This window comes from Streptomyces sp. NPDC057280 (assembly GCF_042668605.1).
Taxonomy (GTDB): Bacteria; Actinomycetota; Actinomycetes; order Streptomycetales; family Streptomycetaceae; genus Streptomyces.
Genome location: NZ_JBHUYR010000001.1, coordinates 775,655 through 799,046, shown reverse-complemented (window position 1 = coordinate 799,046; position 23,392 = coordinate 775,655). Strand labels below are relative to the sequence as shown.

Sequence of the window (23,392 nt, the reverse complement as noted above, 5' to 3'; positions counted from 1 at the left end):
AGCTTCAGTGAAGAAGAACCTGGAGCGTATACAACCTTCTTGTACGGTCACGGCCGATTCCCCGAAATGTGACCCTGTCAGTGCGGGTAGGCGCGCGGCGGCCGCTGCCGGGGCAGTTCGTCGCGGAACTCCGCGATGACGGAGTGGATCTGCCGCATCAGCGCGGTGTTCTCCAGCCGGTGGAGATAGAGGTTGCGCCGGGCCAGGGCGGGCGCGTCCACGCAGAAGTACAGGGCCATCAGCGGGTTGATGAACAGCTCGCTGCCCCGGGTGCGTTCGGTGAAGCGCACGTCCCCGAAGTCGCCGCGCACGGCTGCCGCGACGGAGCCGTTGACGATGCTCGGATGGTCCGGCGTGCACTCCTGGGCGTGCGCCACCGCGTCCAGGTACAGGGCGCCCTCGCGGCTCTCGCGCGGCAGCGAGAAGGCGCCCAGGTAACCGCCCTCGCGGTCCAGCGCGGCCAGGTTCTCCAGCACCAGGGAGTGGTTCACGCCGTGATGCGCGTCCACCCCGAACCCCAGGCAGGCGACCAGCCGTTCGGGTACGTCGTCCAGTGCGGCCACCGCCGCCAGGCTCGCCATGTCCTCCTCCGGGGTGCCGAGCCCGTGCTCGTCGCCGCGCAGCAGGATGTCGGTGCCGCCGTCCACCAGCACGATCGCGTCCACCGGCCCCACGTGGTCGAGGAGGGTGCGATAGGCGGCCCGCAGCGGGACCACCCCGGTGAGCGGGAAGGCGTACACCGTCGAAGGCAGACCCTGCCGGTCCAGCCAGCGGGCCAGGGTGCGCTCGGGGAAGTAGTCCCCGCGTGCGGCGGTGTCGGGGCGCACGGCCGCGACGTCCTGATCGAGCCAGGCGTCCAGGTCCAGCCCGTAGAGGTCCGCGAACGACAGGTTGGCCAGGTGCACTTCCTTCCCGGCGGCCTGAAGGGCGAGCGCCAGCGGCAGGCCGGCGTAGACGTCGAAACCGCCGCCCGCACCCGCGACGAGAACCCGCCGCGCGGTACGCAGACGGGTGAAGAGGGCAGGCTCGTGGAGGGAGAACACCGCAGGACGGTAAGGCGATCTTGGGTCCACGGCAAGCGAGTTGGGCGCGGCAGGCTTGTGGGAGCGCTCCCAAGCCGTCAGGATGCTGCGATGACCTCGCCAGCAGTGATCCGCCGGTACCGCCCCGGCGACCGGGCCGCCCTCGACGACATCTGCATCCGCACCGCGCACAACGGCCTGGACGCCAGGCCGGTTTACGCGGACCCCACCATCCTCCCGGCGATCTTCGCGCAGCCGTACGTCGAGCTGGAGCCGGAGCTCGCCTTCGTGCTCGACGACGGTCAGGGGCAGGCCGTCGGCTACATCCTCGGCGTCGCCGACACCCCCCGCTTCGCCGCGGAGTTCCGCACCAAGTGGCTCCCGCTCGTCGCCGACCGGTACCCCGAGGGCAGTGCCGCCCCCGGCACGCCGGACGAGCTGATGATCCGGCTCCTGCACGACCCCGAGCGGATGATCGTCCCCGAACTCGCCGCGTACCCCGCCCACTTGCACATCGACCTGCTCCCCGAGTGGCAGGGGCGCGGACACGGCAGGGAGTTGATGCGCACGCTTCTCGCGGCCCTGGCGGACCGCGGGGTCCCGGCCGTCCACCTGGTCATGGCGACGGCCAACGTCCCGGCCCGCGCCTTCTACGACCGGCTGGGCTTCCGGGAGATCCCGGTACCCGACCTGGGACCGGTCGCGTGCCTGGGGCGTGCGACCGGAAATCTCGACCGGCCGTAGACCCTCCTCTATTACGATGGCCATCAAAGTTCGACGCCTGTCGAACTTGTACACCCGGTCGAAGGGGGAAGAGCCATGGTCAGGACGGTGCGGTTCCATGAGGTCGGCGGGCCCGAGGTGCTGCGGCTCGAAGAGGCGGCGGTCGGCGAGCCCGGCCCGGGCGAACTGCTGATCCGGGTGGACGCGATCGGCCTCAACCGGGCCGAGGTGCTGTTCCGCGGCGGACAGTACATCGAGCCCGTCAAGGAGTTCCCCGCCCGGCTCGGCACCGAGGCCGCGGGCGTCGTCGAGGCCGCCGGCCCGGGCGTGACCGGGTTCGCGGCCGGCCAACCGGTCAGCGTGGTGCCCGCGTTCTCGATGAACGAGTACGGCGTCTACGCCGAGCGCGCGATCGTCCCCGCCCGGGCGGTCGTCCGCCGCCCCGAAGGGCTCGACGCGGTGGCGGGCGCCGCCGTGTGGATGCCGTACGTGACGGCGTACGGGGCACTGGTGGAGGTCGCCGGGATGCGGGCCGGGGACACGGTCGTCCTGACCGCCGCCTCCAGCAGCGTCGGCCTGGCCGCGATCCAGGTCGCCCGCAGCGTCGGCGCCGTCCCCCTCGCCACCACACGCACCCGCGCCAAGGCGGAGGCGCTGCGGAAGGCGGGCGCGGCCGACGTGATCGTGACCGAGGAGGAGGACGTCACCGCGCGGATCCTCGGCCGTACCGCCGGGCGGGGCGCCGAGTTCGTCTTCGACGCCGTGGCGGGGCCCGGCGTGGTCGACCTGGCCCGGGCGGTCGCCCCCGGCGGCACCCTGCTGCTGTACGGGGCGCTCAGCGGGCAGCCGACCCCGTACCCGGGGTTCGACCTGGGCATGCCCGCGCTGAACATGCGGACGTACACCCTCCACGAGACGACCCGGGACCCCGAACGGCTGCGCCGCGCGGAGGCGTTCGTCGCGTCCGGACTGCGCACGGGCGTCTTCGCACCGGTCGTCGACCGGACCTTCGCCCTGGCGGACATCGCCGAGGCGCACCGCTACATGGAGACCGGCTCGCAGGTCGGGAAGATCGTCGTCACCGTCGACCACCGCTGAACGCGCGAAGGGGCCGGGGGAGTGCACCTCCCGGCCCCTTCGCCTCGCCTACGGCAACGCGCTCACGCGCCGCTCGCCTTGAGCATGTCCTCGCGCTCGACGATCTTCACGCGCTCGCGGCCCTCGGGCTCGCCCAGCGCCTTCTCGGCGGCGTCCAGCTTGTACCAGCCCTCCCAGGTGGTGAAGCGGATCTCGCGCTCGGCGAGGAACTCCTCCACGGCCTCGGGGGCGGGCGAAGCCGGCGTCTGGAGACGCTCGTTGGCGAAGTCGTCCAGCAGGTTCGCGACCGTCTCGTTGGCGTCGCCCTTGGTGTGGCCGATGAGACCCACCGGGCCGCGCCGGATCCAGCCGGTGACGTACGTCGACGTGAGGTGCTCGCCGCTCTCCTGGAGGACCCGGCCGCCAGCGTCCGGGACGGTGCCCGAGTCGATGTCCCAGGGCAGCTTGGGGAGCTTGTCGGAGAGGTAGCCGACCGCGCGGTAGACGGCGTCGACGTCCCAGTCGGTGAACTGTCCGGTGCCCTTGACGTTGCCGGTGCCGTCCAGCTCGGTGCGCTCGGTGCGCAGGCCGACGACCTTGCCGTCCTCGCCGAGGATCTCGGTGGGGGACTCGAAGAAGTGCAGGAACAGCTTGTGCGGGCGGTCGCCGATGTCGCGGATCGCCCAGTTCTCCAGGGTCTTGGCGACCATGTCGACCTGCTTGTTGCCCCGGCGCTCGGCGATCGAGCCCTCGTCGTAGTCGATGTCCTCGGGGTTGACGATGACCTCGATGTTGGGGGAGTGGTCCAGCTCGCGCAGCTCCATCGGGGAGAACTTCGCCTGCGCCGGGCCGCGGCGGCCGAACACGTGTATCTCTACGGCCTTGTTCGCCTTGAGGCCCTCGTAGACGTTCGGCGGGATCTCGGTCGGCAGCAGCTCGTCCGCCGTCTTGGCGAGGATGCGGGAGATGTCGAGGGCCACGTTGCCCACGCCCAGGACGGCGACCTTCTCCGCCTCCAGCGGCCAGGTGCGCGGGACGTCCGGGTGGCCGTCGTACCAGGAGGCGAAGTCGGCGGCGCCGTAGGAGCCGTCGAGCTCGACGCCCGGGATCTTCAGCTCGCGGTCCGCCATGGCGCCGGTCGAGAAGATCACCGCGTCGTAGAAGGCGCGCAGGTCGTCCAGGTGGATGTCCGTGCCGTAGTCCACGTTGCCGAAGAGGCGGACCTGCGGCTTGTCGAGGACCTGGTGGAGGGCCTTGACGATGCCCTTGATGCGGGGGTGGTCGGGGGCGACGCCGTACCGGATCAGCCCGAACGGGGCGGGCATCCGCTCGAAGAGGTCGATGGACACACCGGGCTCGGCGGCCACGTCGGACTTGAGCAGAGCGTCGGCGGCGTAGATGCCGGCCGGGCCGGCGCCGACGATGGCTACCCGCAGGGGGCGGGGCATGATCAGGTTCCCTTCGAGAGGCGACGAGCGATCTCGACGGGAAGCCTAAACTAAGGCAAGCCTAAGTCGGTACGCGGGTCCGATCTATGAGCTCATAAGGTTACTTTATGAGCGGGACGGGCCGTGGCAGCACTCTCTCATGCGGCGCGGGAACTCGATCACGGGCATCGGCCAACAGCAGTCGACCATGCCCATGACCTCAAGGGAACCGCATGCAATCGACAGGCGATCCACGCGTCGAGGACCTCCCCGACGTCGTTCCCCGCGACGGCGTCGAGTCCGACGCCTCGGTCGTCGAGCGTTCGGGGGAGGAACCCGAGGCCTTCGAGATCCTCTTCCACCGGTACGCCGACGACATCCACCGCTACGCGGCCCGACGGCTCGGCGCCGAGGCGGCCGACGACCTGATGGCCGAGACCTTCGTCATCGCGTTCCAGCAGCGGCACCGCTACGACCTGACGCGACCGCACGCCCGTCCGTGGCTGTACGGGATCGTCACCAACCTCGTCGGCCAGCACCGGCGCGCCGAGGCGCGACGGCTCAGGGCGCTCGCGCGTGCCGCCACGAGGGGGACCGGTGACGGCGGCGAGGCGCTGGCCGACCGGGTGGTGGCGAGGGTCGGTGCCGAGCACTCCCGCGCCCAACTGGCGGGCGCGCTGGCGAAGTTGCCGGCACGCTACCGGGACGTGCTGCTGGTGATCGCCTGGGGCGATCTCGACTACGCCGAGGCTGCCGAGGCCCTCGGCATCCCCGTGGGCACGGTGCGCTCCCGACTCAACCGGGCGCGGACCAGGCTGCGCGAGGCACTGGGCGGGGCGGACCCCACAGCCCTTCACGAGGAGACCGAGGAGAACGAGGAGACCGATCGTGGATGACCTCACTGCGGTGCGCGAGTTCGAGGCCGACGTGGCCCCGCTCACCGACGACGCCCGTTTCGCGGCCCGCGCCCGGCTGCGGCGCGCCATCGTGCGGGAGGGCCGTCCGGGCGATCTGCCGCGCCGGCTGATGCTCAGGGTCGCGGTGGTGGGGACCGCCACGGCGGCGGTCGCCGGTGGCGTTCTCGTGGCCGGCCGGCATGACGGGGGCGAGGGCGCGGACGCCCCGCGGATGGGGACGCTCAGCGCGGCCGAGCTGCTGCACAAGGCCGCGGCGCGATCCCGTGCCGACGGCACCGGGACGCCGGTTCCGCGCGATGACCAGTACGTGTACTCGAAGATGTTCGTCACCCGGACCTATGTGAAGGGCGGGAAGCGCAGGACCTGGACCGACGAGAGCTGGATGTCCGTGGACGGCTCCAAGCCCTCCAGGCGCCAGGAGTACGGCAAGGTCCACCGCGATCCGCCGCTCGGCGAGCACCAGGTGATGTGGCCGCCGACCAGGTACGCCCAGCTGGCGCAGTGGCCGACGCAGCCGGACGAGCTCCTGGACAGGCTGCGGATGGGCATGAGCACCGACGACAAGAAGGCGGACCTGTCGGTGGGGTCGGGCGAGGCTCGCGAGAAGCCGATGCGTCAGGAGGACATCGACAGTGTGGCGTTCGCCAACGCCGTCCAGTTCTTCGTGGTCCCGCGGATCATGCCGCCCGGGCTGGAGGCGGCCACCTTCGAGGCGGTCGCCCGGATCCACGGCATCCGGATCGACCGTGACGCGCTGGACGGCCTCGGCCGCGAGGGAGTCGCCGTCTCCTACCCGAAGTTCGACTTCGCGTTCATCTTCGACGCGACGGACTACACGTATCTGGGGCTGCGGCTGAAGGGGAGCACCGCGGACCTGGTCGACGGGAAGTTCAAGCATCGCGACTGGTACCACGAGCTGCGTGCCCGGGAGGAGTTGGGCGTCGTGGACCGTATCGGTCAGCGCCCGTAGCCGGGACCGCGGTGCCCCGGGGCGGTCAGCCGATGTGGTAACTGTCGCCGTACACCTTCCAGTCCAGCGGTGTGTTCAGGTCGAGGTTGCCCTTGCGCAGGAACACCCGCTGGGCCGTGTCGACGCGGCTGGTGTCGCTGTGGGCCTCCTCCTGCTTCATGGCCCACACCCGGGCGTCCAGGAAGGCGTTGAGGTAGGTGACCTCGTCGCCGCCCTGGGCCGGGGGCCGGGCCCGGTTCAGGGCCCGCCCCCGTATGTTGCGGAAGCTGGTCGGGTCGTCACCGTCGCCGTGCATGACGATGGCGTCGTAGTAGGCGAACTGGCCGAGCACGCGCAGTCCGTCGGTCTTGCCCTGACGGACCGCGGGGTTGAAGTAGACGCGGTCGCGCTCGTCGTTCTGGGCCCGCTGGAACTCCGTGTCCTGTGCGGCCCGGCGCCAGTCCGCCGGGAAGTTCGGGTCCAGACCTGAGTGCGAGTCGCTGCCGTTGACCCGGCGGAGCGCCGGCAGGTAGCGGGCGAGGACGTTGCCGGGTTTGCGGTCGGTGTAGAGCTCGACGAGGTCGAGCATGTCGCCGGTGCCCGAGCAGAACCCGATGATGCCCGCGGTGTAGCCGCGGCCGTCGCCGATGTCCTCGATGTACTTGTACTGCGCCTTCCAGTCGAGCGAGGAGTTCTCCGCGCTCGACACCAGTTTCATGGCGATCTCCTTCTTCGCCGGGTCGTCGAGCCCGACCGCCGCGGAAAGGGCGGCGGCGCGGGGGGAGTTGTTGAGGAGCGGGACCGACGCCAGGGACGCGCCGATCAGGGTGAGGAGGGTGCGGCGCGAGGTGCGCGCGTGGTGCTTCACGGCGGCTCCAAAGGGAGGTGGGGGGTGGGGAGTTGGCCGTACGTGACACTGATAGGAAGGTTTCCTATCAGATGCCGCGCAAGAAGAACAACCTTTCGGTCGAAGGTTCGTACCAATCAACGAGAAGGAAGACCCGCTAGGGCAACGGCTGTTCCGCCCAGATGACCTTGCCGCCCGGCGTGTAGCGGGTGCCCCAGCGCTCGGCGAGCTGCGCGACCAGGAACAGGCCGCGCCCGCCCTCGTCCGTCATCGCCGCGTAGCGCAGATGGGGCGAGGTGCTGCTGCTGTCGAAGACCTCGCAGATCAGGGTGCGGTCGTACAGCATCCGGACCCGGATGGGCTCACCGCCGTAGCGGATCGCGTTGGTCACCAGCTCGCTCAGGATCAGCTCGGTGGTGAACTCCAGGTCCTCCAGGCCCCATCGGGCCAGCTGCCGGGTGACGTCGGCCCGTACCCGCCCGACCGCCGCCGGGTCGGACGGCACCTGCCACTCGGCGACTCGCCCGGGGTCGAGCGCGCCGGTGCGGGCCACGATCAGGGCGATGTCGTCGCTGGGGCGGGCCGTCAGCTTGGAGTCCAGCACGACCTGGCAGGTCTCCTCGGGCGTCTCACCGGCCCGTTCCAGTGCGGCGGCCAGCAGCTCCAGACCCACGTCGATGTCCCGCTCCCGGTCCTCGACCAGTCCGTCCGTGTACAGCACCAGCCTGCTGCCCTCGGCGAGTTCGAGGTCGACGGTCTCGAACGGCAGGCCACCCAGGCCCAGCGGGGGACCGGCGGGCACGTCGGGGAACTCCACACTGCCGTCGGGGTGGATCAGCGCGGGCGGCGGGTGGCCGGCGCGGGCCAGGGTGCAGCGCCGGGAGACGGGGTCGTAGACGGCGTACAGACAGGTCGCGCCGGTCACCGGGGCGCTGTCGCCCTCCTGGGTCTCGTCCTGGTCGATGCGGCCGACGAGTTCGTCCAGCAGCACCAGCAGTTCGTCGGGCGGCAGGTCGAGCGAGGAGAAGTTGTGGACCGCCGTGCGCAGCCGGCCCATCGTCGCCGCCGCGTGCAGCCCGTGGCCGACGACATCGCCGACGACCAGCGCGACCCGGGCGCCGGACAGGGGCAGGACGTCGAACCAGTCGCCGCCCACGCCCGCCTGCGCGGGCAGATAGCGGTAGGCGATGTCCAGGGCGTTCTGCTCGGGCAGGCTCCGCGGCAGCAGGCTGCGCTGGAGGGTGACCGCCATGGTGTGCTCGCGCGTGTAACGGCGGGAGTTGTCGATCGAGACCGCCGCCCGCGTCACCAGCTCCTCCGCCAGGGCCACTTCGTCGGTGTCGAAGGGCTCCGGCTTCTGCGAGCGCCAGAAGTTGACCACGCCGAGCACCAGCGCGCCCGCCCGCAGCGGCACGGCGATCAGCGAGTGGATGCCGAACTCCAGGACCTGCGAGGTGCGTTCCAGATCCTGGGCCCGCCAGCCCGGCGACTCCGCCAGCCGGGACTCCAGGACCGCCTGACCGGAGCGCAGGGCACGGGCCTGCGGAGCGGACGCGACCAGCCGCATCCGCTCGCCCACCGGATACAGCGGCGCGTCCTTGCGGATGCCGCTGAACGCCGTGCGCCGCAGCTCCGTCCCCGCCTCCGGCTGGCCGCCCCCGAGCACCGCGTCGAACAGGTCCACGGTGGCGAAATCCGCGAACCGGGGCACGACCAGCTCCGCCAGCTCCTCGGCGGTACGGGTGACGTCCAGGCTGGTGCCGATGCCCACCCCGGCGTCATAGAGCATGTTCAGCCGCTCCCGCGCCGCCTCCGCCCGGCCCGACAGGGCCCGCAGTTCGGTGGAGTCGCGCAGGGTCGCCACGGTGCCCGCCGGGCCGCCCTCCAGCTCCGTGGCCCGCTGGTTGATGACCAGCAGCCGGTCGCCGACCAGGTGCACCTCGTCCGTCGCGACCCGCCCGGAGGTCAGCAGATCGGCGGTGTCCGGCGGCAGACCGAGCTCACCGACCTGTCGGCCCTCGGCGTTCGCGGGCAGGTGCAGCAGCCGCTGCGCCTCGTCGTTGGCGAGCAGGAGCCGGCCCTCGCCGTCCGCTATGAGCACGCCCTCGCGCACGGCGTGCAGCACCGCGTCGTGGTGTTCGTACATGCGGGTCATCTCGTGCGGCCCCAGGCCACGCGTCTGGCGCTGCAACCGTCTGCTCACCAGGGCGGTGCCCGCCGTGGCCACCGCGAGGCCGCCGGCCGCCATGGCGATCAGCAACGGCAGCTGCTCGTCCGCGGCGCCGCCCACGTGCGCCGTGGTGATACCGGCCGACACCGCGCCGACGACCTTCCCGTCCGGGTCCTTGATCGGCACGATCGCCTGCACCAGCTGCCCGATGGTCCCGTTGATCTCCTCGGTCACCACGTGTCCGGCCAGCGCGGGCTCGAGGTTGCCGACGAACTTCTTGCCGATACGGTCCGGCTTGGGGTGCGTGTAGCGGATGCCGTCGGTGTTGAGCACGACGATGAAGTCCACGCCGGTCGCCTTGCGCGCGGCCTCGGCCCGGGGCTGCAGCACCGCGGTCGGATCGGGGTCGTCCAGCGCCTCGCGGGTGCCGGGCGCGTTGGCGAAGGCCTGGGCGACGGCGACCGAGCGGTTGCGGGCCTCGGTCGTGCTGTCGTGCCGCACCTGGAGCACCAGGGCCACCACGGCGGCCACGACCAGCAGCAGCACGATCACGACCTGGAGGACGAACACCTGTCCGGCGACGCTGCGTCCGCCCAGCGCCGACCGCACCTCCGGCCGCGCGCGCCGCGACGGGCCCGCGTCACGCTGCGAGAGTCGGCCCATGTGCCATGTCTACACTGCACGGCCCCATGAGGCGAGAGGCGTCACAGTCTGTGACCCGACCTGCACGACACCTCGACACCGCGTGTCCGGTGGGTCGGGTACGACGGCTCGCCCGCACCGGTGCGGTTCCGGTTGCCGCAGCCACGGCTACGGGACGGTCGTGGCGGCTCACCGCTGCCACCGCCGTCGCTCCGGGCGCCGCGTCGCGAGCAACAGGGCGATGTCGTCCGGCCGCTCGGCGGTGTGCCGGGCCGCCGTGGTGAGGCGGTCTGCCAGGTCCGCGAGGCGCGTCGAGGGGTTGCCGGCCCGGCTCAGGGCCACCCGCAGGGCGCTGATGCCGTCGTCGATGTCGACGCCGGGCCGCTCGACGAGACCGTCGGTGTAGAGCGCGAGGACGGCGCCGGGCTCCACCTGCAACTCGGTGACCGGGTAGCGGGCACCGGGATCGACGCCGAGGACGACACCGCCGGGCAGGTCGAGGACGCGGGTGCTGCCGTCGGGATTGCGCAGCAGGGGCGGAGGATGGCCGGCCCGGGCGGCGCGGGCCAGTCCGGTGGCCGGGTCGAGCCGGATGTAGCAACAGCTCGCGAACTGACCGGGGTCGAGGTCGATCAGGAGGTGGTTGGTGCCGCTCATGACCTCGTCCGGCGGCCGGTCGCTGAGCGCGAACGCCCTGACCGCGCTGCGCAGTTGGCCCATGGTGGCCGCGGCCTGCACCCCGTGCCCCTGCACGTCCCCGATCACCAGGGCCAGCCCGTCCCCGCACTCGACGACGTCGTACCAGTCCCCGCCGACCTCCATGCCCTGCGTGCCCGGCAGATAGCGGCCGGCGGTCTCCACCAGCGGATGGTCCGTCAGCCGGCGGGGCAGCAACGCCTGCTGGAGTCCCCGCGCCAGGGCCGCCTCGCTCTCGTAGCGCTGGGCTTTCTCCATGGCGTGCGCGATCAGCCCGGCGAGCGCGGTCAGCACCGAGCGTTCCTCGCCGCTGAAGCTGCGCCGCCCGTCGAAGCCCAGGATGCAGGAGCCCACCGGACGCCCCGAGGCGATCAGCGGCAGGAAGGCACGGGCACCCTCCGTGGCGTCCAGCGCAATGCCCGGATAGGCCGCGGAGAGCTGCTCCATCGAGTCGAAGAACAGCGGCCGGCCGGTGGTGAGCGTCTCGACGCCCGGCAACTGCTCGTCGAGACCCACCCCGTCGAACGGGGCGAGGAACCCCGGCGGGAAACCGGACTCCCAGGCCAGGAACAGATGGCGGTCCTGGAGCAGGTAGAGCGCGAACCGCCGGCCGCCGAACGCCGGCAGCAGCTCGCGCATCACCACGGCGGAGACCTGACGGGCGGTGACGGCCTCCGTCAGGGCGATGGCGAGGACGATCGGCCGGTACAGCGGGGCCAGCGAGGTCGCGCCGGCCGTACCGGCGCCGCCCGCGGCCTGCGCCGAGTCCGGCATCCGGCTCGTGGGCTGGACCGTGCAGGTCAGCACGTCCGGGCCGGGATACACCGACAGGGCCAGCCAGTCGCCCTCGTAGGAGTCCTGCGCCGGGTCGGGAGGCCGCCGTACGTGCAGATGCACCGGTTCCGGCGACAGCAGGGCGCTGCGCAGATGGTCCTCGAAGTCGGGCTGGTTCAGCCAGGGCACGCCGTCCCACAGCGAGCGCCCGAGCAGCAGATCGCGCGGCTGCTGCAGCAGCTGGGCCGCGCGCGGGTTGGCGTAGGCGACCAGCCCCAGCCGGTCCAGGCAGAACACGCCCTCCGGCAGCAGGTCGGCGGCCGCGTCGCCCGCCACCGAAGGCCCCGGATCGAGCACGAACCCCCGCACGGGCCGGGAGCCCGCGTCGGAGGGACCGGGGTCCGGGGTCCAGAACTCCATGAGCCGCAGGCCGCCGTCCGGGGCCCGCACGTACAGCGGCAGCGACGGTGGGGGCCGGCTCGCGGCGGTCTCCTCGAGTGCCGCCAGCACCCGTTCCGTGTCGGCCGGGGACAGGGCCCGCGCGAGCGCCTGGACCGTGCCGTCGAACTCGGCCGGCGTCACGCCGAGCAGGGCGTGCAGCGACGCGTCGGCGGTGACGACACCGCTCGCCGGGTCCCACGCGAACCGCCCCAGCCGCCCCACGGACGGGTGCGCGGTCGGCGGCCGCACGCACTGGGGCTCACCGTCCCAGGCGACCGTCTCGGGGTGGTCCTCCAGACGTGCGGCCAGCTCCTCGGCCACCCGGGTGAGCCGCTCCCGCGCCGACAGCACCTCCGCGGCGTCGGTGGCCGCGGGCCGCAGCACGGTCAGCACGCCGTACGTCGCCGACGCCCCGACCACGGGCACGTACAGCGACCCGAACTGGAACGGCAGACCTGCCGCGAACTGCGGATAGCGGCGCATCGTCTCCGTGGAGTTCGGCAGCACCACGTCCACCCCGAGCCGGTAGGCGTCGGCGACGGGGAAGGGCCGGTCGACGTGCAGCCGCCACCAGGGCTTGAACAGCGGCCCCGGCAGCCCGGCCAGCACGGCCAGCCGCAGCACACCCGGGGTGTGCGAGCGCAGGTAGACACCGCCGGCGTGACCCCCGGCCGCGCCGATCGCCTCCGTCGAGGCGTCGATCAGCAGCGCGGCCAGCCGTCCCGGCGCCCGGTGCGCGTCCTCGCCGCTCCCAGTCATCAGCCCTGCCTCGTCGCTGTGCCGCCGCTCGGGCGACACAGCAAGAATGCGCCACGAGACGCCTGCGGCGCACCTGGGCGGAGGGGATTGGTGGGGGCTCGGGGCGTGGGCCGCGTGCGGTGTCAGGTGGACAGGCCCTGGAGGCCCTCGTAGGCCGCTGAGACGATCTCCAGGCCCCGCTGGTCGTTCGCGGGCTCGCGCATCTGGTGGGTCACGTATGCCACCGCCATACGTGCCGAGGGATCGACCATGACGAGCGAGCCGCCCCACCCGCCCCAGCCGTACGCCGTGCCGAACAGGCCGTATCCCAGGCCCCACCGCATCGGCATGCCCAGGGTGCGGTCCTCGCCGTCGAACTGCTCCTCCCACGCGCGCGCGGGCCCGGCCGGGGACATCAGCCGGACCGGGCCGATCCCGCCCGCGCAGGCCATCACGGACTGCACGAGGGCCACGGAGCGGGCGTTGCCGTAGCCGTTGGCCGCGGGGATCTCGGCCCGGCGCCAGGCCGTGCTGTTGGCGTCCCGGACCCGGAGCGCGGTCGCGGTCGTGGGCTTGGGCTCCGCGTTCGGCGCGCTCGCGGTGTAGTCCTCGTCGTGCCCGGGCGGCGGGACGGCGAGCGCCACACGATGGTCGTCCTCGGGGCCCACGCCGATGCGGAAGTCGGCGCCGATCGGCCCGGCCACCTCCTCGGCGAAGAACGTGCCCAGGCTGCGGCCGGTGATCCGGCGCACCACCTCGCCCACCAGGAACCCCTGCGTGAGGGAGTGGTATCCGGCCGCGGTCCCCGGCTCCCACTGCGGGGCCAGCCCCGCGAGCCGGGCCGTGACGGCGGGCCAGTCGTAGATCTCGGCGACGGGCCCGTCGAAGTCGGGCAGGCCCGCGGTGTGCGACAGCAGATGCCGTACGAGCACCTTGTCCTTGCCCGCCGCGGCGAACTCCGGCCAGTAGCGGGCGACCGGCGCGTCCAGATCGAGTTCGAGGCGGTCCACCAGGATGATCGCGGCCAGGGCCGTCATCGTCTTGGTCACCGAGAAGACGTTGGTCACGGTGTCCCGCTCCCAGAGCCTGCTCCGCCCGGCGTCCGCGTGCCCGCCCCACACGTCCACCACGGGCTTGCCGTCGACGTACACCGCCGCCGAGCCACCGGTGTCGCCCTCGTCCAGGAAGGCGGCCAGCGCGTTGGGCACGGCCATGAACAGGTCGTCGTACGAACCCTGGATGTCTGCCATGCGCGGAATCTAGCCCCCGGCGAGGGGCGGGCGGCAACCGAATTTCCGGCCGGTGGGCGGGGTGGAGCCGGCCGGCCCCGTTCACCGGGGAATCCGTGTCCGGCGTATCGAGCGCATCCCGCGGATCAGGCATCAGGATGCAGGAGGGCGCCCGCGCCCTGTCAGGGCCGGCCGGCCTGCCGGACCCCGCGTCTGCGGCAGATCCACCGGGTGACCCCGTGGGCCCATATCGTGGGAAGTGAGGCGATATCGGCAGTGAGGCGGCAGAGCCATGGCGGACGCTGGGATCGACTACGCAGCGGTGTTCCAGGCGCTGCCCGGCATGGTGGCGGTCCTGACGCCCGAGCTGGTGTACGTGGACGCCAACGAGGAGTTCGTCCGCATGTCCGGACGCAGCCGGCAGCAGCTCGTCGGCCGCTACCTCTTCGACGTCTTCCCCGACAACCCCGAGGACCCGGCCGCCTCCGGCATGCGCAACCTGGCCGCCTCACTGCAGCGCGTCCTGGCCACCGGCGAGCGCGACACCATGGCCGTCCAGCGTTACGACGTCGAGTCGCTGGAGCAGCCGGGGTGCTGGGAGCAGCGTTACTGGAGCCCGGTCAACGCTCCGGTGTTCGGGCCGGACGGGAAGGTCGCCCTCCTGGTGCACCGGGTGGAGGAGGTCACCGAGTTCATCCGTGACCGCGGTGGCCCCGTCGGCACCCGGGCCCGCGCGCTGGAGGCCGAACTGTACATCCGCGCCCGGGAGTTGCAGGAGGTCAACGAACGGCTGAGAAAGGCCCACGCCCGCGAGCGCGAGGTCGCCCTGGCCCTTCAGGAGGCGATGCTCCCGGCGCCCCGGCAGGTGCGCGACCACAGAGCCGCCGTACGTTACCGGCCCGCCGTCGGCGCGCTGAACGTCTGCGGCGACTGGTACGACCTCGTGGAACGGATCGGCGGCGACCGCATCTGCGTCGCGGTCGGCGACGTCGTCGGGCACGGACTGGCGGCGGCCTGTGTGATGGGCCAGCTGCGCAGCGCGCTGAGTGCCGCGTCCCGGGTGGCCGAGGGGCCCGCGCAGGCCCTGGACGTCCTGGGCCGGTACGCGAACGTCGTCCCCGGCGCCGAGTCCGCCACCGTGGCCACCACGTTCGTCGACTTCGACGCCCGGACCATCACCTACAGCAGCGCCGGCCATCTCCCACCGGCGCTGGTCCACGCCGACGGCCGGGTGGAGTTCCTCGACGCGGCCACGGACCCGCCGCTGGACGCCAGCCCCGACCCTGTCTCACGCCCCGAGGCGACGGCCGACTTCCGTACGGGCGACACGCTGGTCCTGTACACCGACGGACTGGTGGAACGCCGCCGCGAGGACATCGACGCGGGCCTCGCACGCCTGGCGGAGGCCCTCCTGCGGCATCGCGAGGCCGATCCGTCGGCGATGGCGGACGCGGTGCTGCTGGAACTGCTGCCGACGGAAGGGGCGACGGACGACACGGCGCTGATCGTGGTGCGGCTGTGAGGCGGGCGGCACGGTTCTGATCGTCGTACGGCCGTGAGGCGGTCCGGTCAGCGCCCGGTGGTGAGCGCCGGGTCCGTGCGGTCGTCCCCGTCGTTCCCGTTGTCCTCCTCGTCCCCGACGGCCTCGCCCGCCCCCAGCGCTCGCCGCGGCAGCAGGAGCGGTGTCGCGAGGAGCAGCAGTCCGGCGGTGGCGATGGCGACGCGCGGGCCGGTGGCGGCGGCGAGCAGGCCCCACAGCGCGGTGAGCGCGGCGATGGACAGCTTGACCGTGATGGACCAGGCGGACAGCGTCCGGGCGAGGCGGTCGGCCGGGGTGCGCTCCAGCCGGTAGGTCGCCAGGACGGGCGTGAACACGGCCGCGCAGGTGATCAGCCCGAACTCCACGGCCATGACGAGGACCAGCCCCGCCGCTCCGGGCCCGACGAAGGCCAGACCCAGTCCCCAGCACGCCCGCAGCGTGCCGGCGACGAGCAGGACCCTGCGCTGACCGAACCGGGTGACCAGGCGCCGGGACAGCCGCGATCCGATCAGGCCGCCCAGGCACGGCAGGGCGAAGGCGAGCCCGTACTGCCAGGGCGTGAAGTGGAGACGGCCGAGCATGAGGACGGCGAGGGGCGGCTGGGCCGCCATGATCAGGCCGTTCACGAGGGCGTTGTTGAAGAACAGGGGGCGCAGCGTCGCGTGGGTGAGGAGGAAGCGCCAGCCGTGGAGGAGGTCGCCGGCCCGGAGCTTCGCGCTGTCCGGGCGGGGTGAGGGCCGGGGCTCGGTGCCGCCCATGGCGCGGATCCCTCCGGCCGAGAGCAGGAAGCTGACCGCGTTGGCGGCGATGGTCGTCACCGGCCCGAACACGGCGACGACGGCACCGCCGAGCGGCGGGCCCACCATGGTGGTGCTCCAGGTCGTCGCCTCGAACCGCCCGTTGGCGACGAGCAGGTCCTCCCGCGGCACCAGCGCCTTGAGGCACGCGCCGGACGCCGCGGTGAAGGTGATGTCGGCCGCGGCGACGAGCACCGACACAACCAGGAGTTGTCCGAACGTCAGCCGGCCGAGGGCGAACGCGACCGGGATCGTCATCAGCGCGGCGAACCGGACCAGGTCCATCCCGATCATCACCGGCCGTTTCCGGCGGAACTCCACCCACGGCCCCAGCGGCACCGCCACCACCGCCCCGACCGCGAGCCCGGCCGCCGACAGCGCGGACACCTGGGCCGGCCCGGTGTGCAGGACGAGGATCGCGACCAGCGCGAACGCGTCGAAGGCGAGCCAGGTGCCGAGCGCGCTGACCCCGTAGGCCGCCCACAGCCACCCGAAGGACCGCCCGAGCGAACGTCTCGCCCCCATGCACCGCACCGCCTCTCGCCGACCCCGCACATCCAACCGGGCCGGGCCCGCGCGGATCAAACAACCGCCACGCGGCCCGGACACAACCAATGGTTGTGGCTCTACGATGGCGGCCATGGACCTCGTCGGTGTGCGCACGTTCGTGACGGCCGCGGACGCCGGACGTTTCCAGGACGCCGCCGCGACCCTGTCGATCACCCAGCAGGCGGTCTCCAAACGCGTCGCCGCGCTCGAGAAGGACCTGGCTGTACGGCTGTTCACCCGCACGGCCAGAGGAGTGCGGCTCACCATCGACGGCCAGGCGTTCCTGCCCCACGCCCGGGCCCTCCTCGACGCCGAGGAACGGGCCGTCGCCTCCGTGCGACCCGGCCGCCGCGCGCTGCGCGTGGACGTCATCGGGCGCCGGCTGGCCCCGGCGGACGTCCTGCGCGGCTTCCATCGCGCCCATCCGGACGTCGAACTGGACGTGGTGACCCTCTTCGACGCCAAAGAGGCCTTCGCAGCGGTCCGCTCCGGCACGATCGACGCGTCCTTCCGCGCCGTCACCCTCCCCGCCCGCAGGCTCCCCGACGGCATCGCCACCGCCCGCGTCCACGACGAGCCCGTCCAGCTGCTGACCGGCCCGCGACACGCGCTCGCCGCGGCCCGCTCCGTCGCCCCGGACCGGCTCGTCGGCCACCGGATCTGGATGCCGGGCCTCGTCGACGGCACCGAGTGGGCCGCCTACTACGACGACTTCGCCGCCGCGTTCGGCCTCACCATCGAGGCCACCGGACCCGACTTCGGCACCGACCCGCTCCTGGACACCATCGCCGACTCGCCCTCCCTGGCCACCCTCGTCGGCGCGCAGACCCGCCTCGGCTGGCCCGCCGACCACGACCTGCGCCGCATCGCCCTGCACGACCCGATGCCGGTCTACCCGCACTCCCTGATCTGGCGCGCCGACAACCCCCACCCGGCCCTCACCGCCCTGCGCGCTCACCTCGACGCCGCCCGGCAGGGGCACGGCACCCGGCAGGTGTGGACGCCGCACTGGGCGCAGTGAACGCCACTGGGCCGGATGCAGCAGCACAAGAAGCAGGTGACGGGCGGGGGCGGACAGGCTGGACCGCAGTCAAGCCCACCCCCGGGAGCCCTCGATGCCTCTGCGTTCCAGCCTGCGCGCCGCCTCCGTGGCGGCCCTCTGCGTGGCCGTACTGACCCCGGTCACCGCCTCCGGCCCCGCGTCCGCGACACCGACGCGCGGCGACGACCACCGACTCCAGGAGCAGCTCGACCGGTTCGTCCGCAGCGAGGGCGGCCCACCCGCCGTCATCGCCGTCCTGGACTACGGCAGAAAGACCCGCGTCCTCACCGCGGGCGCCGCCGACGTCCGCACCGGCCGCCCGCCCCGCCCGGACGACCACATGCGCATCGCCAGCACGGCCAAGGCCTTCAGTGGTGCCGTCGCCCTTGCCCTGGCCGACCGCGGCGCACTGGACCTCGACGACACCCTGCGCCACCGCCTGCCCCAACTGCCCAAGGCGTGGGGCGCGGTGACCCTGCGCCAACTGCTCCAGCACACCAGCGGGCTGCCGGACTACTCCGAGAGCCCCGCGTTCCGGGCCGAGATCATCGCCGACCCACGCCACCACTTCGACTCCCGCCGCCTGCTCGACTACGTGGCCGACGAGCCGCTCCGCTTCACCCCGGGCAGCCGCTACCAGTACTCCAACTCCGACAACATCGCCGTCGCGCTGATGGCCGAGGCGGCGACCGGAACACGGTACGAACGCCTCCTGCGCGACCTCGTCTACGCGCCGCTCGGCCTCCACCGCACGAGCCTTCCGCAGGGCTACCGCATGCCGAAGCCCTACATGCACGGCTACGCCGTCGAGCCGGGGGCCGCCCCGGAGGACGTCAGCGAGGTGCTGGGCATGTCCGGCGTGTGGGCCTCCGGAGGCATCGTCTCCACGCCGGCCGACATGACCCGTTTCATCCAGGGCTACGTCGGCGGGGCGCTCTTCGGCGGGCGCGAGATCCACGCGCAGCGGCGGTGGATCGAGGGCTCCTCCGAGCCCGCGGGGCCGGGACACAACCGGGCGGGACTGGCGCTCTTCCGGTACGACACCCGGTGCGGTGCCGTGTTCGGCCACACCGGCAACACCCTCGGCTACACGCAGTTCGTCGCGGCCACCCCGGACGGGCGGCGCTCGGTGACGTTCTCCGCCACGACCCAGATCAACAAGGCCACGGACGCCGCCCAGGTGGAGCGCATGCGCAAGATCGAGGAGAACCTGGTCTGCGCCCTGGTGCGCGGCCCGCACGCCTAGCGGAAATCCCCGTGCTCAGTGTGTCGCCGCCGACCTACTGTGTGCCGTTGTGGACGACGGGACAGGGGTGGGCGGCGGCGTGGGACACGCGGTCTGGGAGCGGGGTTTCCCGGTGCGGTATCTGCTGGTGCAGGTGGACGCGGACCTCGAGGAGGAGTACTGGGGGCGGTGCGCCGGCGTCGAGGGACTTTTCGTCGACAAGCCGCCGCCCCGGCGTGAGGTCCTGACCCTGCGCGGCTGCGCGCCGGACGGCCCGCTGCGGGACGCGCTGGCGCCGGACGGCGAGGCGACCGCGCTGCTGGGTGAGGTGTGCGTGGAGGTCTGGGACGAGGAACAGCCGATGCAGTGGTGGTCCCTCGTCGACACCGTGGTGCTGGCCCACCGGCCGAACGCGGATGATCCGGGGCTGGTCGACGTCGTCGTGGGCGCCGGGGTCGAGGAGGAATGGCAGTGGCAGCACACCCTGCCCGCCGAGCCGGTGTTCAAGATGTTCACGGCCCCCCGCAGGGGCCTTCCGTCCGCCGGGCAATGCCGTGAGATCGACGGCCTGTTCGTGCCGCGCCACGGCCACCCCGCCGTGCCGCTGCACCTCATCGGCTGCGAGCCCGCCGAGCCGCTGCTCACGGTGTTGCACAGGCGGCGCAAGTACGACCAGGACTGGGTGGAGCTGCGGGCGCTCGACCGGAACGGCCGGGAGATGTACCGGCTGCCCGTGCATCTGCGCATCGAGACGGCACGCCCCTCGGTCCTCGGCGCCGACCTCTTCGACATCAAGCTCACCGACGGCGGCCCCGAACGGCCCTCGACGGCGGCGCGTCCGGTCTGGGAGACCTGGTACCGGGGCGTCCCGGCGACCCGCAACCTCTGGGCGCCGTACGGCACCGAGGGCAGGCAGGAGTGGCTCGACCTGACGACTCCCGACCCGAGTGCACAGGGCCCGGACCGCTCCGGTGGCGTCCACCATCTCGACGGCCGGTTCGTCACCGACCGGCCCGGCCTGTACTGCGCGCTGGCCGAGGCGCTGGTCGGACCGGGAGGGTACTTCGGGCGGGAGTGGAACGCGTTCAAGGACTGCCTGGGCGGCGGCTTCGGCATCGCCCCGCCCTTCACGCTGGTCTGGCACGACTCCCAGGTGGCGCGAGAGGCGTTCGCGGACGTGTTCCCCGACCCCGCGTCCGAGCTGACCTACTTCGAGGACATCGTGCGCCTCCTTGAAGCACGCGGCGCCACGGTCACGCTGCGCTAGCTCCCGGCTTACGTCCCCGTACGGCCCAGGCGCGCGCCGTGAGCGCGATCGTCCCGTCCGCCCGCGCCGGCAGCCGCTCGTGCAGCGCCCGCCGCAGCCGCTCGCGGACATCGGGGGAGAGGGCGGCGACGTACCCGGGTGCCGGGCCCTGACCGGACAGGAACGGCCTCCACAGGTCGTCGAAGTCCGTGAACAGGGTGGGAATCTCGACCGGGGCGACCGTCACCTCGGTCAGCCCCGCTCCGGTCCACAGCGGACGCAGCGCGGACGGACGGCAGAGCGGGAAGCGGCGACCCTCGTCATGGGCCGCCGCCGACGGGTCGACCGTGGTCGCGGCGGCCCAGAAGTGGTGCAGGAACCCCATGCCCTCGCCGTAGTCCCACACGTACGCGGCCACCACGCCACCCGGCCGCACCACCCGCGCCGCCTCCGCCAGCGCGAGGCCGGGATCGGGAAGGAAGTTGAGCACCAGCCCGCTGACGGCCGCGTCGAAGACCGCGTCCCGCACCGGCAGCGCCTGGGCGTCCGCCACGGCGACCCGGGCGGGCGGGGAAGCGGCGGCGCGCGCCGCCGCCGCGAACCCGGCGGACCGCTCCACACCCAGCAGCGCCCGGGGCCGGCACCGTACGGCCACCGCCGAGGTCAGCGCCCCCGAACCGCAGCCGATGTCCAGCCACCGGGCCTCGGGCGGACAGTCCAGCCACCGGACGAACGTGTCGGCCACCCGTCGGCTCCACCGGCCCATGTACCGCTCGTAGGGGTCGCCGGCGGCCCACACATCGAAGCTCCGCTCGCTCACCCCTCCACCTTGCCCTGTCTCAGGGGGCGTTGCAGGTCGCGGGCACGGGCCCGGGGCACCGGTCTCGCGCGTCCCGGTCGGCCGAGCGCGACCCCGAGCAGCACCAGCCCCAGACCGCACAGCTGCCGCACGGTCAGCGCCTCGCCCGCCACCACCGTGCCGAGCAGGACACCGGTCACGGGATTGAGCAGCCCTATGAGCCCGACCGTCCCCGCGGGCAGGCGCCGCAGCCCGGCGAACCACACCGTGAAGGCCAGTGCCGTGGCGACGACGGAGACGTACGCGAAGGCGAGCAGCGACGGTGCGGACAGGGCGGGCGGCGGGCCCTCCACGGCCGCCGCGACCGGCAGCAGGAACAGTGCCCCGGCGGTGAGCTGCCAGGCGGTCGAGGCGAGCACCGCGCCACCGGCGTTCCACCGCTTGGTCAGGATGTGGCCGAACGCCGACACCAGCATGGCCCCGCCCGAGGCCAGCACCCCCGGCACGCTCACCCCCTCCGCGCCGGTGAACAGCATCAGACAGACTCCGGCGAGCCCGATCGCGGCGCCGGTGAGATGCGCGGCGCCGGGCCGCTCGGCGACCAGGGACCAGGCGATGAGCATCATCGTCAGCGGGGACACCGCCATGACGGTCGAGGCCACACTCGTCGGCAGCAGTTGCGAGGCGGCGTAGACGAGGACGAAGAACACGCTCACGTTCAGCAGCCCGAGCACCGCCGAGCGCCACCACCACACCCCGTGCGGCCGCCGCCGGGCGAGGGCCAGCAGCACCAGACCGGCGGGCAGCGCCCGCAGCGCGGCCCCGTACAGCGGGCTGTCCGTCGGGAGGAACTCGTGGGTGACGTAGTAGTTGGTGCCCCACGCCACCGGTGCCACCGCCGTCAGCGCCACCCATCGGGAATTGGCTTCCATGGAAGCCAATATAACTTCCCGGGAAGCTAATATGAGGTCCATGTCCGTGGAAGACCGGCGAACGCCGGACCGTGTGGCCCGCATCCAGGCCGACTGGCGCCGCGAGCGACCCGACCTCGACGTCGGCCCGCAGGGAGTGATCGGCAGACTGCACCGCCTCGCCGACCGGCTCACCGAGGAACTCGTGCTCGTCTACGGCCGCTACGGCCTCGGCGAGGGGGAGTTCGACGTCCTGTGCGCCCTGCGCCGCGCCGGTGAACCCTACGAGCGGGCACCCGGCGAGCTCGCCGCGCACACCATGGTGACCACCGGCGCGATGACGAAGCGCATCGACCGTCTGGAGCGGGCCGGACTCGTCACCCGCCGCCGCTCCGCCGGCGACCAGCGAGGCCGGATCGTCGCCCTCACCCGGGCCGGCCGCGAACTCATCGACCGGGCCTTCACCGACCACATCCGCAACGAACGCCGGCTGCTGGACCTGCTGACCCCCGCCGAGGCCGAGACCCTCGAGAAGCTCCTCGCCACCTGGCTCGCCCGCCTGGAACCCCCGACGGAGAGCTGACGCGTTCAGACGGTGACCACGAGCTTGCCCCGCGGATGCCCGCTCTCCAGATGGCGTACGGCGGCCACGGCCTCCTCCAGCGGATAGGTGCGGTCGATCACCGGGGCGATCGCACCCGTCTCCGCCAGGGCCTTCAGGCGGAGCAGATCCGGCTGCCGGGTGCGGGCGAACAACGGGCGCAGGCGCTGCCCCACGAAGAGCGACAGCACCAGTCCGCGCACCCAGCGGTCCAGGCCGCCCAGCACGGGCCCGCCGTCCTCCCCGCCCACGAACACGACCGTGCCCCGCGGCGTGAGGACCCGGCGCAACCGGGTCAGGGAACGGTTCCCGGCGGTGTCGACGACGAGGTCGTGGCGGACGGGCCGGTCGGTGACGTCCTCCCGGGTGTAGTCGATGACGTCGGCCGCCCCCAGCGACCGGACCAGATCCGCCGCGCCGGGCCCGCACACCCCGGTGACCCGGGCCCCGTAATGAGCGGCGAGCTGCACGGCGTACGTCCCCACGCCACCCGAGGCGCCGATCACGAGCACCTTGTCGCCGGGCCGCGGGAGGGCCAGGTCGAGGGCCTGGAGTGCGGTCACGCCGGAGACGGGCAGGGCGGCGGCCTGCGTGAAGGAGAGGCCGGCGGGCATCGGGGCGAGCTGGTCGGACCTGGCGCGCGCGTACTCGGCGAACGAGCCGTCGCACTGCCCGAACACCTCGTCCCCCGGCTTGAACCCGGTCACCTTCTCCCCGACCGCCGCCACCCGCCCCGCCGCGTCCCACCCGCGCACGACGTGAGCGGGCCGGCGCAGGCCGAGCTCAGGGCTGAGCCGGGCGATGTAGGGCCGCCCGGTCATAAGATGCCAGACGCTCGGGTCGACGCCCGCGGCACGCACCTCCACCAGCACTTCGTCGTCGCGGGGCACGGGACGCTCGACGTCCCGCAGTTCCAGAGTCTCGGTGGAGCCGTACGCGTACTGGACGATGGCCTTCATCGGGGGCACTCCTCCGCGCCGGTTCGACGGTGTCCTCCCGGATCGTCCCTCCCGGACCACCCCCACGACCA

19 protein-coding genes are annotated in these 23,392 nt (G+C 72.8%); 9 read left to right on the top strand and 10 right to left on the bottom strand.

Annotated elements, in window-relative coordinates:
* Positions 1 to 77: 77 nt before the first annotated feature.
* Positions 78 to 1,043 carry a DUF1152 domain-containing protein gene (locus ACFUO4_RS03610; protein WP_383479534.1) on the bottom strand — a complete coding sequence of 322 codons (966 nt, stop codon included), beginning with the start codon at positions 1,041 to 1,043 and terminating at the stop codon, positions 78 to 80.
* A gap of 90 nt (positions 1,044 to 1,133) precedes the next feature.
* Between ACFUO4_RS03610 and ACFUO4_RS03605 the strand changes: the two genes are divergently transcribed.
* Together ACFUO4_RS03605 and ACFUO4_RS03600 are read left to right on the top strand one after the other, a co-directional pair.
* Complete coding sequence (locus tag ACFUO4_RS03605) at positions 1,134 to 1,766, top strand: GNAT family N-acetyltransferase (protein WP_383479532.1); 633 nt, start codon at positions 1,134 to 1,136, stop codon at positions 1,764 to 1,766.
* Between the two features lie 75 nt (positions 1,767 to 1,841).
* Positions 1,842 to 2,843 carry a zinc-dependent alcohol dehydrogenase family protein gene (locus tag ACFUO4_RS03600; RefSeq protein ID WP_383479530.1) on the top strand — a complete coding sequence of 334 codons (1,002 nt, stop codon included), beginning with the start codon at positions 1,842 to 1,844 and terminating at the stop codon, positions 2,841 to 2,843.
* Between the two features lie 62 nt (positions 2,844 to 2,905).
* Here ACFUO4_RS03600 and ACFUO4_RS03595 read toward each other — a convergent pair whose 3' ends face one another.
* A complete protein-coding gene (locus ACFUO4_RS03595; RefSeq protein WP_383479528.1) occupies positions 2,906 to 4,270 on the bottom strand; it encodes an FAD-dependent oxidoreductase in 1,365 nt (454 codons plus the stop codon).
* A 212-nt stretch (positions 4,271 to 4,482) separates the two neighbouring features.
* On the opposite strand from ACFUO4_RS03595, the gene ACFUO4_RS03590 reads away from it, so the two are divergent.
* The gene (locus ACFUO4_RS03590; RefSeq protein WP_079312558.1) at positions 4,483 to 5,145 is read left to right on the top strand and encodes an RNA polymerase sigma factor; all 663 of its coding nucleotides are present in this window, start codon (positions 4,483 to 4,485) and stop codon (positions 5,143 to 5,145) included.
* The gene (locus tag ACFUO4_RS03585) at positions 5,138 to 6,136 is read left to right on the top strand and encodes a CU044_5270 family protein (RefSeq protein WP_383479526.1); all 999 of its coding nucleotides are present in this window, start codon (positions 5,138 to 5,140) and stop codon (positions 6,134 to 6,136) included. Before ACFUO4_RS03590 ends, ACFUO4_RS03585 begins: the two co-directional genes overlap by 8 nt.
* A gap of 25 nt (positions 6,137 to 6,161) precedes the next feature.
* On the opposite strand, the gene ACFUO4_RS03580 is transcribed toward ACFUO4_RS03585, so the two are convergent.
* The 4 genes from ACFUO4_RS03580 to ACFUO4_RS03565 all read right to left on the bottom strand — a co-directional run bounded on the left by ACFUO4_RS03580 (position 6,162) and on the right by ACFUO4_RS03565 (position 13,673).
* Positions 6,162 to 6,983 carry a chitosanase gene (locus ACFUO4_RS03580; RefSeq protein ID WP_383479524.1) on the bottom strand — a complete coding sequence of 274 codons (822 nt, stop codon included), beginning with the start codon at positions 6,981 to 6,983 and terminating at the stop codon, positions 6,162 to 6,164.
* Between the two features lie 136 nt (positions 6,984 to 7,119).
* Positions 7,120 to 9,795, bottom strand: a complete 2,676-nt coding sequence (locus ACFUO4_RS03575; protein WP_383479522.1) for a SpoIIE family protein phosphatase — start codon at positions 9,793 to 9,795, stop codon at positions 7,120 to 7,122.
* Positions 9,796 to 9,963: 168 nt separating this feature from the next.
* Positions 9,964 to 12,444 carry a SpoIIE family protein phosphatase gene (locus ACFUO4_RS03570; protein WP_383479520.1) on the bottom strand — a complete coding sequence of 827 codons (2,481 nt, stop codon included), beginning with the start codon at positions 12,442 to 12,444 and terminating at the stop codon, positions 9,964 to 9,966.
* Between the two features lie 122 nt (positions 12,445 to 12,566).
* Positions 12,567 to 13,673 carry a serine hydrolase domain-containing protein gene (locus tag ACFUO4_RS03565; protein WP_383479518.1) on the bottom strand — a complete coding sequence of 369 codons (1,107 nt, stop codon included), beginning with the start codon at positions 13,671 to 13,673 and terminating at the stop codon, positions 12,567 to 12,569.
* A gap of 271 nt (positions 13,674 to 13,944) precedes the next feature.
* Here ACFUO4_RS03565 and ACFUO4_RS03560 point away from each other — a divergent pair, with 271 nt between their 5' ends.
* Entirely contained in the window at positions 13,945 to 15,174 is a 1,230-nt protein-coding gene (locus tag ACFUO4_RS03560; protein ID WP_383479516.1) for a PP2C family protein-serine/threonine phosphatase, read from the top strand.
* A gap of 47 nt (positions 15,175 to 15,221) precedes the next feature.
* On the opposite strand, the gene ACFUO4_RS03555 is transcribed toward ACFUO4_RS03560, so the two are convergent.
* The gene (locus ACFUO4_RS03555) at positions 15,222 to 16,514 is read right to left on the bottom strand and encodes an MFS transporter (protein ID WP_383479514.1); all 1,293 of its coding nucleotides are present in this window, start codon (positions 16,512 to 16,514) and stop codon (positions 15,222 to 15,224) included.
* Positions 16,515 to 16,629: 115 nt separating this feature from the next.
* On the opposite strand from ACFUO4_RS03555, the gene ACFUO4_RS03550 reads away from it, so the two are divergent.
* From ACFUO4_RS03550 to ACFUO4_RS03540, 3 genes are all read left to right on the top strand, one after another.
* Positions 16,630 to 17,559, top strand: a complete 930-nt coding sequence (locus ACFUO4_RS03550; RefSeq protein ID WP_383479512.1) for a LysR family transcriptional regulator — start codon at positions 16,630 to 16,632, stop codon at positions 17,557 to 17,559.
* A gap of 94 nt (positions 17,560 to 17,653) precedes the next feature.
* The gene (locus ACFUO4_RS03545) at positions 17,654 to 18,826 is read left to right on the top strand and encodes a serine hydrolase domain-containing protein (RefSeq protein WP_383479510.1); all 1,173 of its coding nucleotides are present in this window, start codon (positions 17,654 to 17,656) and stop codon (positions 18,824 to 18,826) included.
* Positions 18,827 to 18,875: 49 nt separating this feature from the next.
* Positions 18,876 to 20,072, top strand: a complete 1,197-nt coding sequence (locus ACFUO4_RS03540) for a barstar family protein (RefSeq protein WP_383479508.1) — start codon at positions 18,876 to 18,878, stop codon at positions 20,070 to 20,072.
* Here ACFUO4_RS03540 and ACFUO4_RS03535 read toward each other — a convergent pair.
* A complete protein-coding gene (locus ACFUO4_RS03535; protein ID WP_383479506.1) occupies positions 20,059 to 20,871 on the bottom strand; it encodes a class I SAM-dependent methyltransferase in 813 nt (270 codons plus the stop codon). The genes ACFUO4_RS03540 and ACFUO4_RS03535 overlap by 14 nt on opposite strands.
* Positions 20,868 to 21,782: an EamA family transporter gene (locus ACFUO4_RS03530; RefSeq protein WP_383479504.1), complete on the bottom strand. Its 915-nt coding sequence runs from the start codon at positions 21,780 to 21,782 to the stop codon at positions 20,868 to 20,870. Before ACFUO4_RS03530 ends, ACFUO4_RS03535 begins: the two co-directional genes overlap by 4 nt.
* Before the next feature lie 40 nt (positions 21,783 to 21,822).
* Between ACFUO4_RS03530 and ACFUO4_RS03525 the strand changes: the two genes are divergently transcribed.
* Positions 21,823 to 22,344, top strand: coding sequence for a MarR family winged helix-turn-helix transcriptional regulator (locus tag ACFUO4_RS03525; protein ID WP_383479502.1), 522 nt, complete (start codon positions 21,823 to 21,825; stop codon positions 22,342 to 22,344).
* Between the two features lie 5 nt (positions 22,345 to 22,349).
* Here the strand turns inward: ACFUO4_RS03525 and ACFUO4_RS03520 are convergent, their stop codons facing one another.
* On the bottom strand, positions 22,350 to 23,321 hold the full coding sequence (locus ACFUO4_RS03520; protein WP_383479500.1) for an NAD(P)-dependent alcohol dehydrogenase: 972 nt from the start codon (positions 23,319 to 23,321) through the stop codon (positions 22,350 to 22,352).
* Positions 23,322 to 23,392 lie beyond the last annotated feature (71 nt).